The 8,847-nt window shown below is 65.3% G+C and carries 7 protein-coding genes and 1 pseudogene; all 8 read right to left on the bottom strand.

The genetic code is table 11. The annotated features are described in order from the left end of the window. Positions 1 to 1,122 (bottom strand): MCE family protein (locus ON32_RS02330; protein WP_040788357.1); only part of this gene is annotated, 1,122 nt, incomplete at its 3' end. Continuing rightward, positions 1,119 to 2,390, bottom strand: coding sequence for an MCE family protein (locus tag ON32_RS02325; RefSeq protein ID WP_083873902.1), 1,272 nt, complete (start codon positions 2,388 to 2,390; stop codon positions 1,119 to 1,121). The genes ON32_RS02330 and ON32_RS02325, both read right to left, overlap by 4 nt. Then, complete coding sequence (locus tag ON32_RS02320) at positions 2,390 to 3,691, bottom strand: MCE family protein (RefSeq protein WP_040788354.1); 1,302 nt, start codon at positions 3,689 to 3,691, stop codon at positions 2,390 to 2,392. The genes ON32_RS02325 and ON32_RS02320 overlap by 1 nt, the downstream gene beginning before the upstream one ends. Continuing rightward, positions 3,688 to 4,748 (bottom strand): annotated as a pseudogene (locus ON32_RS02315) (MCE family protein). The gene ON32_RS02320 and the pseudogene ON32_RS02315 overlap by 4 nt, the downstream one beginning before the upstream one ends. Beyond that, positions 4,745 to 5,770, bottom strand: coding sequence for an MCE family protein (locus ON32_RS02310; protein ID WP_040788353.1), 1,026 nt, complete (start codon positions 5,768 to 5,770; stop codon positions 4,745 to 4,747). The pseudogene ON32_RS02315 and the gene ON32_RS02310 overlap by 4 nt, the downstream one beginning before the upstream one ends. After that, a complete protein-coding gene (locus tag ON32_RS02305; RefSeq protein WP_083873904.1) occupies positions 5,767 to 6,987 on the bottom strand; it encodes an MCE family protein in 1,221 nt (406 codons plus the stop codon). Before ON32_RS02305 ends, ON32_RS02310 begins: the two co-directional genes overlap by 4 nt. A gap of 5 nt (positions 6,988 to 6,992) precedes the next feature. After that, complete coding sequence (locus tag ON32_RS02300) at positions 6,993 to 7,844, bottom strand: MlaE family ABC transporter permease (protein ID WP_040788352.1); 852 nt, start codon at positions 7,842 to 7,844, stop codon at positions 6,993 to 6,995. 4 nt (positions 7,845 to 7,848) lie between these two features. After that, a complete protein-coding gene (locus ON32_RS02295; RefSeq protein WP_040788351.1) occupies positions 7,849 to 8,613 on the bottom strand; it encodes an MlaE family ABC transporter permease in 765 nt (254 codons plus the stop codon). Positions 8,614 to 8,847 lie beyond the last annotated feature (234 nt).

Genomic DNA, 8,847 nt, shown 5'->3' with positions numbered 1-8,847 from the left:
AAATCCCATACAGGGTGTGTTGCGGATACCGCGGACCACCGTCGGATAGTCCTGCGGCACCTTGCAGTACAAGCCGGGCGGGGGCTGGGGGGTGTCGAATTCGCTCGGCGAATGGCGCTGGTCCGGCGGAATGAAGCCGGTGGTGCACGGTGGCGGATCGTTGAGCACGGTCATGAAGTCGACCAGGGCGCCGTATTCCATCGGCCCACGCACCGCGGTGAGCAGTGCCGCGATGAGCGGCGGGTAGACGACCAGGGTCTGTTCCAGACCGGCGTGATAGGTGGACGTGACCTGTCCCAGACTCACCAGATTGGCCAGCAACAGCGGCAGGGTGGGTCGTAGATCCTGGAATTGGGCGGTCACCCGTTCCATTGCCGACGGCGCGTCGGCGAGGATACTGCGCAGCGCCGGATCGTGTTCGCGGAGTTGATCGGTGACGACGGACAGGTCCCGTGTCCAGGACCGGATGGCCGCATCGGATCGGGTCTGGGTGTCCAACAGCGGACCGATCTGCTCGATCAGTTGTTTGGTCGGCTCCACATTGTCCTGGGCCTCCTGCACCAACAATGCCGCCGAGTCGATGAATCGCTGTAGATCCGGACCGGCGCCGTTGAAGGCGCGGAACGCCTCGTCGAGCACCTGCCGCAGACGGGTATCGGCGACGGTGGCCAGCAGCCGATCGGCCTGGTCCAACAGTGCGCCCACATCCTGTGGCAACTCGGTGCGTTCCACCGGTATCACGCTGCCGTCGTGGAGGTTTCCACCGGTGGAATCCTGCGGCGGTACGAGGTCGACGTACTGTTCACCGACCGCCGATACGCTGCGCACCCGCGCATCGACATCGGCCGGAATCTTGTAATCGCTATCGATGGACAGTTGCGCCTCGACCCCCTCCGAGGTGAGACGGACCTCTTTCACCACCCCGACATTGGTGCCCCGATAGGCGACATTGGCCTGTTTGTAGAGCCCGCCGGTCGCGGCCAACTGCACGACGACCTCGTAGCGGCCGATCCCGAACATGGCGGGCAACCGCACATAGGTGCCGGACATAACGGTCAGGCCGACCACCGTGAGGACGGAGAAGATGATCAGCTGGGCACGGACGAACCGGGTGAGTGTCACGGCTGTCCTCCTTCGGCCGGTCCGGGCAACGGCACCGTCAGCCCGGGGATCGCGGGCAACCCGGGAATCGGCGGCAGTCCGGGAATGGTGGGTTGCGGCTGGTCCGAGGGCGCGGGCGCTCCCGGTGACTGCAACGGTGTCGCGAGCGGATTGCCCTGCTCGGCCGCGGTGGGTGGCGCCATGGCGCCGAGCGCGGCCTCCACACCCCCGAATCGCCCACCGAGCGGGGTACCGGTGAGGAAGTTCGAATCCAGCCGGGCGGCCGTGATGTCCACCGTCATGAACAGATTCAGATAATCGCCCTTGATCGCCCGATCGATGTTCTTCAGCGGGAAGGGGAAGGAGAGCAGGATCTTCAGCGATTCGGCCAGGTTGCCGCCGGTATCGGCCAGGGTTTGCAGCACCGGCGCCAGATCGGCGAGATTCGCCTTCAGATTGTCGCCACTGGCATCGATCAACCGCTGGGTGACATCGCCGAGCTCACCGAGTTTCGTGATGGCGGTGGTGATCTCCTGCCGCCGATCGGCGAGAACGGTCAAGGCCGGATGGATGTTCTCGATGGCACCGGCCACCACATCGCTTTCCCGGGCGAACTGGCTTGCGACCCGGTCCAATCCGTCCATGGCGGCAATGATGTCGCCGCGCTGCTGGTCCAGATCGACGACGAGCTCGTTCAATTGGGGCAGCAGATCGCGGATCTCGGCCTCATTGCCGACCAGCGCGGCGTTCAGTTCGCGGGTGATGTTCTCCAACTGGGAGATACCGCCGCCGTTGAGCACCACCGACAGCGAGGACAGCACCTGTTCGGTGGTCGGGTAGACACCGGCCCGGTCCAAGGGAATGAGGTCGCCGTCGGCAAGTCGCCCCTCGGGCGGCACATCGGCGGGCGGGGCCAATTCCAGGTGATTGCTGCCGAGCAGACTGGTTTGGCCGATCCGGGCCACCGCATTGGCCGGCAGCACCACATCGGAGTTCAGTTTGACCGTCACCAGCGCATGCCAGTCCTCCACGGCGATATCCGACACCGCGCCCACCGCGACATCATCCACCCGTACCGGTGAATTCCTGGTGAGCGTGGTGACATTCGGCATCTGGATCCGCACGACATAGGCGTCCTCGCCACCCCCTTCGGTTCCGGGCATCGGAAGCGAGTTGAGACCGTCGAATTGACAGCCGGACACACCGAGCGCGAGGCCGACACCGACCACCATGGCCGTGATCCGACGCCGCGCGCCCGTCGCAGGCCGGCGTGGAATGGGCCGGGACATCATCGTCCTCCTTCGGGCGGGGTGAGGCCGGGAAGGGCCAGACCGGGCAACCCCCACGGAACCCCCACCGGAACCGGTGCCGGTGCGGGGGGACCTGCCGGCGCGCCGGCGTCGGCCTGGGCCTTGGCCGCCACTTCCGGGGTGGTGTAGTTCAGCTGGTGCGGGAACGCGGTCACACCCGTGGCCGGGTTGGTCATGATGGGCGGATAATTCATGGCCAGCGACTTGATCACCGGGGCCAGGTATTCCGCGCACAAATCGGCGCTGGTATCGGACTCGTTCTGTTCCAGCGCGCGCACCGAACCGCAGAGGAAGCTCAGCGGATCGGCGGCGTTGTTCAGCGAGATGGCGCCGGTGAGCGTGCCCTGGGCGGGTTTGTAGATCTGGTAGAAGTTCACCAGCGCGGTCGGCCCGGAGTGCAGCGCCTGTTCCAGTTCGGGGCGTTTGTCCACCAGGATCTGGGTGACCTCGGCCAGCCGCTGCACCCCTTCGGTGAGTTCGGCGCCGCTGCCGTCGAGGAAACGTTTCACATCGGCCAGCGCCAGGTCCAGATTGTCCAGTCCGGCGCCCAGCTCGTTCGAGACACCGGCCAGCACCGACGACACCGAGGCCAGCCTGCCACCGAACTGCACGATCTGCTCGTTGCTGTTGGACAGCACTTCCACGAACTTCTGCAGATTGCGAATGGTGCCGAACAGGTCGGTGCGTCCGTCCGACAGCGTGGTCATGGTGGCCGACAGTTCGCGCAGGGTTTCTCGGAACCTGTCGCCATTGCCTTCGAGGTTCTCGGCGGCGGTGTCGATGGCCCGACCGAACGAGCCCTGAGGATCGTCGCCGACCGGTCCCAGCGCGGTGGCCAGTCTGGACAGTTCGGTCTTGATATCGTCCCACTCCACCGGGACGGCAGTGCGGTCGAGACCGATCTCGGCGCCGTCGGCCAGTTTCGGCCCACCGGTATAGGCGGGGGCCAACTGGATGAACCGGGCCGACACCAGCGAAGGGGAGATGATCACAGCCCGGGCGTCGGCGGGCAGGTCGATTCCCCGGTCGATCCTCATCGATACCCGCACCTGCTCGGCACCGGGGTCGATCTTTTCGATACGACCGACCTTCACCCCGAGCACCCGCACCTCGTCACCGGCGTACAGACCGCTGGTGGAGGTGAAATAGGCGGTGATCCGGGTGGTACCGATCCGCTCGAAGGCGGTGTAGGCCCCGAACACCACCAGTGCGCCGACCAGCACCCCGGCGACGATCACTATCCAGCGGGGCGGCCTTCGGAGGGCATTGCCGATACTCATCGCGGCGGCTCCTGTACGGACGGCCCGAGTTTGGGACCCGGTTCGAGTAGATAGGCGCGCAGCGATTCCGGCAGATGCTGCGGCCAGACCAGTGCGTCGACGAGCGGCTGCAAAGTCTCACTGCTCGCATTGACCACATAGGCGTTGAAGTACGGTCCGCTGCCGACCTGTTCTCCGAGCGCCGCCGAGAACGGGCCCAGCCCCTCGAGCGCGGCGGTGAGATTGTCCCGGTTGCGCTGCAACAGGTCCAGTACCGAATTCAGCTTGTCCAGCGCGGGTTTCAGTTGCGCCTCATTGTCGGCGACCAGTCCGGACAGCTGCTGGGACAGTGCGTTGATGTACACGATCAACTGGCCGATAGCGGTGCGGCGTTGCTCCAACTCGCCGAGCAGTTGGTTACCGTCCACCAGCAGCGCGTTGATCCGGTCGCCGCGGTCGGCGAGGATCTTGGTGACGTTCTGGGCCCGTCCCAACAGATCCGACAGCGCCTGGTCGCGCGCATTGATACTGCGCGACAGGGCGGTCACCCCGTCCAACGCGGCGCGCAGCGGGGCGGGGGTGTCGGCGAATGCCTCGACAGCACGTCCAAGGTTTGGTTGACCCGATCCAGGTCCAGTTCCTGCACCGTGCCCGTCAGTTCGCTGAGGGCATCGTTGAGCGAGTACGGCGAGGTGGTCCGTTCCAGCGGAATGGTGTCGTCGGTCCGCAGGGCCCCGGAACCGGCGGGATTCACCCCCAGGGATTTACGGCCGAGCACCGTATTGGTCTTGATCTGCGCGGTGGTCTTGTCGCCCAGCACGATCTTCTCGTCGAGGGTGAACCGCACCAGCACCTTGGCACCGTCGAGCGATACATCCTCTACTCGGCCGGATCGGATACCCGCCACCTCGACATCGTCGCCGGGGATGAGCCCACCGGCATCGGCGAAATACGCGGTGTATGTCGCCCCGCCGCGGATGAATGGCAGCCGCTCGAACTGGAGTGCCGACAGCGCGATCGCCACCGCGAGCACCAGGCCCACGACGCCGATCGTCACCACCCGTGAGTTCTCCTTCACTCGCTCGCACACCTTCCGGTCGTTTGCTCACCGGGCAGCTCCAACAGCAGTGGTTTGCCGTCGGGACCGTCCACCAGGAAGTTCGTCCGGCAGACGTAAAGCTGCAGGAACGAGCCGTAGGAGCCGATCTTGTTCAGCATCTTGTAGGTCGGGGGCAGTTTGTCCAGCACCCATTGGACGGTGTCGGCATCGTTGTCGAGGTTCGTGGCGAGCCGACCGGTCTGGGCGATGGTGGCCTGCAGATCGGGGCGGGCCTGGGCCAGCAGATCGGTGACGGCCGCCGAGGCGCCCGCGAGCCGTGGGATGGCCGCCCCGATCGGATCGCGGTCGGCGGCCAGACCGCTGATCAGTCGCTGCAACTCGTCGATCGTGGTGGCGAACTGATCACCCCGGTCGGAGATGGTTTTCAACACGGCGTTGAGGTTGTCGATCACACTGCCGATGAGTTCGTCCCGCTCGCCCAATGTCTTGGCGAACGAACCGCCGCTGTTCAGCAGCGACACCAGCGTTCCGCCCTGACCCTGGAAAATCTGTAGCAGGGCATTGGTCAGATCGTTGACCTGGGCCGGGTCCAGACCACGCAACAGCGGTTTGAAACCGCCCAGCAGCAGATCCAGATCCAGGGCGGGCGCGGTCTTGTCCAGGCCGATGGTGCCGCCGGGCGGCAGCGTCTCGGTATCGCCCGGCCCTTCCAACAGTTCCAGGTACCGGTCGCCGACCAGGTTCTCGTAGCGGATGGTGGCGCGGGTGCTGGTCAGCAACCGGTATTTACGGTCCACGTCGAACTCGACGTGCGCTTTGTAGTCCTTGCCCACCTTCACCGAGGTCACCGAGCCGACCGGAACCCCGGCGATACGCACCTTGTCGCCGGGCAGCATCCCCGACGCGCTGGTGAAGATCGCGTGGTAACCGTTTTCCCGAGAGAAACGGACCTGGGAGAACACCACCGCCAGTCCGGCGAAGATCAGCGACATCACCAAAGTGAAGATGGCCAATTTGACCGTGGTCGCGGTATTCCTCATCGGCCCACCCCCGGCATACCGGCGAACAGCACCTGGAACACCGACGGCGGGTTGAACTCCAGTTTGGTCGACGGCGCGAAGGGGGCGCCTTCGGAGGTGTCGGTGACAACGTAATCCGCGTGGCTGCCCGGTACTCGGTCGAGAATCCCCGCGCACTGCGGTCCGCCGGTCGCATTCACTTTCGGCAGGTCCTCCGGGTATTTGTATGGTTCTTGGCCGTACATGAAGCTGGCGTTCAGCGCCACCCCCGGCTGTGCACCGCCGAAGGCCTGCTCGGCGATCGGCATGGCCTTGGCCAGACCACCGATGATGCAGTTCAGCGCCGGGGCGTATTCGTGCAGCAGACTCGTGGTGGGCCGCAGCAGATCCAATGCGGTTACCAATTGGTTCTCGTTCTCCCGCAGCACGGCCCCGGTGGTGTCGGCGAGTCCGGTGAGGTTCGCCAACAGCGCGTCCATATCGGATTCCGATTCGGCGAGAGTGCGGCCGACGACCGTGGCGTTGTCCAGGGTGCGCAGCAGGTCGCCGGCGGTATCGGCGTAGAGGTTGGTGACCGCCGCCGTGGCGACCAGATCCCGGCGCAGGGTGGGCAGGAGGGGGTTGATCTCGCGCAGGTAGGCATCGCTTCGCGACAGCAGATCGCCCAGTTGTTCACCACGTCCCTCGAGCGCGGTGCCCAACGCGGTCAGGGTGGCGTTCAATTTCTCCGGCTCCACTTGGGCCAGCACATCGGACAGATGCTGGAACAGCGTGTTGAATTCGACGGTCACCTTCTCGGCCGTCACCCGCGCCCCCGGCCGCAACGGTTCGGCGGCCGGGTGTTCGGGGATCACGAAGTTCACGTACTTGGCGCCGAAGACCGTGGTGGAGCGAATATCCACGGTGGCGTTCTCCGGGACCAGGCGCAGCAGTTCCGGGTCGAGCGCCAGCCGCAGGGTCGCCCCGGTCTCGGTGCGGATGATCTCGGACACGGTGCCGATCTGCACACCGCGCACCTTCACCTTGGCGTCCGGGTCCATGACCAGACCGCTGCGTGGGGCCGCGACGGTCACGGTGACCGTGGGGGTGAAACCACCCACGAACATCACCAGCGATATCGCCACCGCCGCGACCACGCCCAGCACCAGGGCGAGGCCGGCCACTTTCAAAGCGATTTTCTGCCACAGTCCGGCGAGCCGGCCGCCCGGTAACCCATCCGGTCGATTCGAATCCGTCATCACGCTTACCCGGAGAGGTTGAAGTTGCCCGAGGTGCCGTAGACGGCCAGCGAGATCAGCAGGGTCACCGTGACCACCGCGACCAGCGAGGCCCGCACCGCATTACCCACCGCGACACCCACACCGACCGGCCCGCCCGCCGCGTTGTAGCCGTAGTAGGTGTGGATCATCATCACCGCCAGGGCCATGAATATGGCCTGGGCGAACGACCACAGGATGTCGCTCGGGATCAGGAAGGTCGAGAAGTAGTGGTCGTAGACGCCTGCCGACTGTCCGTAGATCACCACGGTGGCGAATCGACTGGCGACGAAGGAGGCGATAACCGCCAGCGCGTACAGCGGCACGATCGCGATCATGCCCGCCAGTACCCGGGTGCCGACCAGATACGGCACCGGTCGGATCGCCATGGATTCCAGCGCGTCGATCTCCTCGGCCACCCGCATGGCGCCCAGTTGTGCGGTGGAGCCGGCGCCGATGGTGGCGGCCAGGCCGATGCCGGAGATCACCGGGGCCGCGATGCGCACATTGATGAAGGCGGCGAAGAAGCCGGTCAGCGCCTCGACACCGATATTGCCCAGCGAACTGTAGCCCTGCACGGCGATGGTGCCGCCGGAGAACAGGGTCAGGAAGCCGACGATCACCACGGTGCCGCCGATCACGGCCAATGCCCCGGTGCCCATGCTGATCTCGGCGATCAGCCGGATCGTCTCGGTGCGATAGTGCACGACGGCCCGGGGAATGGAGCCGATCGCCCGCCCGTAGAACACGGCCTGTCGGCCGAGCTCGTCCATCGAGTCGGATAGTCGGCGCACCCGCCGCACCATCCGCGGGAATCGGGACTGGATTACGAACGACATCGCATCACCGCACCGCGAACTTGACACCGACAGCGGTGACCACCACGTTCACCACGAACAGCGCCATGAAGGCGAAGACGACCGTCTGATTCACCGCATCACCCACACTCTTCGGACCGCCTTTGACGTTCAGGCCCAGGTAGCAGGCGACCATACCGGCGATCAGCCCGAACAGTCCTGCCTTCACCTCGGAGATGATCAGTTCGGGCAGGTTGGTCAACAAGGTGATGCCGTTGACGAACGCGCCCGGGTTCACATCCTGCAGGTACACCGAGAACAGGAAGCCGCCCGCGATACCGATGGTGCAGACCAGGCTGTTGAGCATGAGCGCGACGAACATCGAGGCCAGCACCCGGGGCACCACCAGCCGGTGGATGGGGTCGATACCGAGGACGCGCATGGCGTCGATCTCCTCGCGAATGGTGCGGGCGCCCAGGTCCGCGCAGATGGCGGTGGCGCCGGCACCGGCGACGATGAGTACGGTGACGATCGGGCCGACCTGGGTGACCGCGCCGAAGGCCGCCCCCGCACCGCTGAGGTCGGCGGCGCCTATCTCCCGAAGCAGGATATTGAGGGTGAAGCTCACCAGCACGGTGAACGGGATGGCGACCAACAGGGTGGGGATGATGGACACCCGCGCCACGAACCAGGACTGGTCGATGAACTCCCGCCATTGGAAGGGTCGTCGCACACTGGCACGGGCCACATCCGCGGTGAGTTCGAAGAATCCGCCGACGGCCCGCAATGGCACGGCAAGGACCTCGTTCATCGGCCATCCTCCTTGCCTGACTGCTGGTCCCGCTGGCGAGCGTGCGGGGTCGACCCCCGACACGCCCTCGCCAAGTAGAACACGTTCACTTCCTGTCTGGGGCCTTTTTGCAGTATTTGAACTGCATCTTTACTCCAATCTCAGACACCAAGACTGGAACGATATTTATGCGGTTTCAGCATCACCGCTGTGAGCTGCCACACATGTGCTCACCTGTCTACCAATTCCTGGACG

It is taken from the genome of Nocardia paucivorans NBRC 100373, from assembly GCF_000308675.1.
GTDB classification, from domain to species: Bacteria; Actinomycetota; Actinomycetes; order Mycobacteriales; family Mycobacteriaceae; genus Nocardia; species Nocardia paucivorans.
Note: the sequence above shows the minus strand (reverse complement) of the source record. Positions and strands in the feature narration are given on the sequence as shown.

Coding starts and splice junctions, on each gene's coding strand:
- ON32_RS02325 (WP_083873902.1), bottom strand. CDS start 2,390: ATGTCCCGGCCCATTCCACGCCGGCCTGCGACGGGCGCGCGGCGTCGG.
- ON32_RS02320 (WP_040788354.1), bottom strand. CDS start 3,691: ATGAGTATCGGCAATGCCCTCCGAAGGCCGCCCCGCTGGATAGTGATC.
- ON32_RS02310 (WP_040788353.1), bottom strand. CDS start 5,770: ATGAGGAATACCGCGACCACGGTCAAATTGGCCATCTTCACTTTGGTG.
- ON32_RS02305 (WP_083873904.1), bottom strand. CDS start 6,987: ATGACGGATTCGAATCGACCGGATGGGTTACCGGGCGGCCGGCTCGCC.
- ON32_RS02300 (WP_040788352.1), bottom strand. CDS start 7,844: ATGTCGTTCGTAATCCAGTCCCGATTCCCGCGGATGGTGCGGCGGGTG.
- ON32_RS02295 (WP_040788351.1), bottom strand. CDS start 8,613: ATGAACGAGGTCCTTGCCGTGCCATTGCGGGCCGTCGGCGGATTCTTC.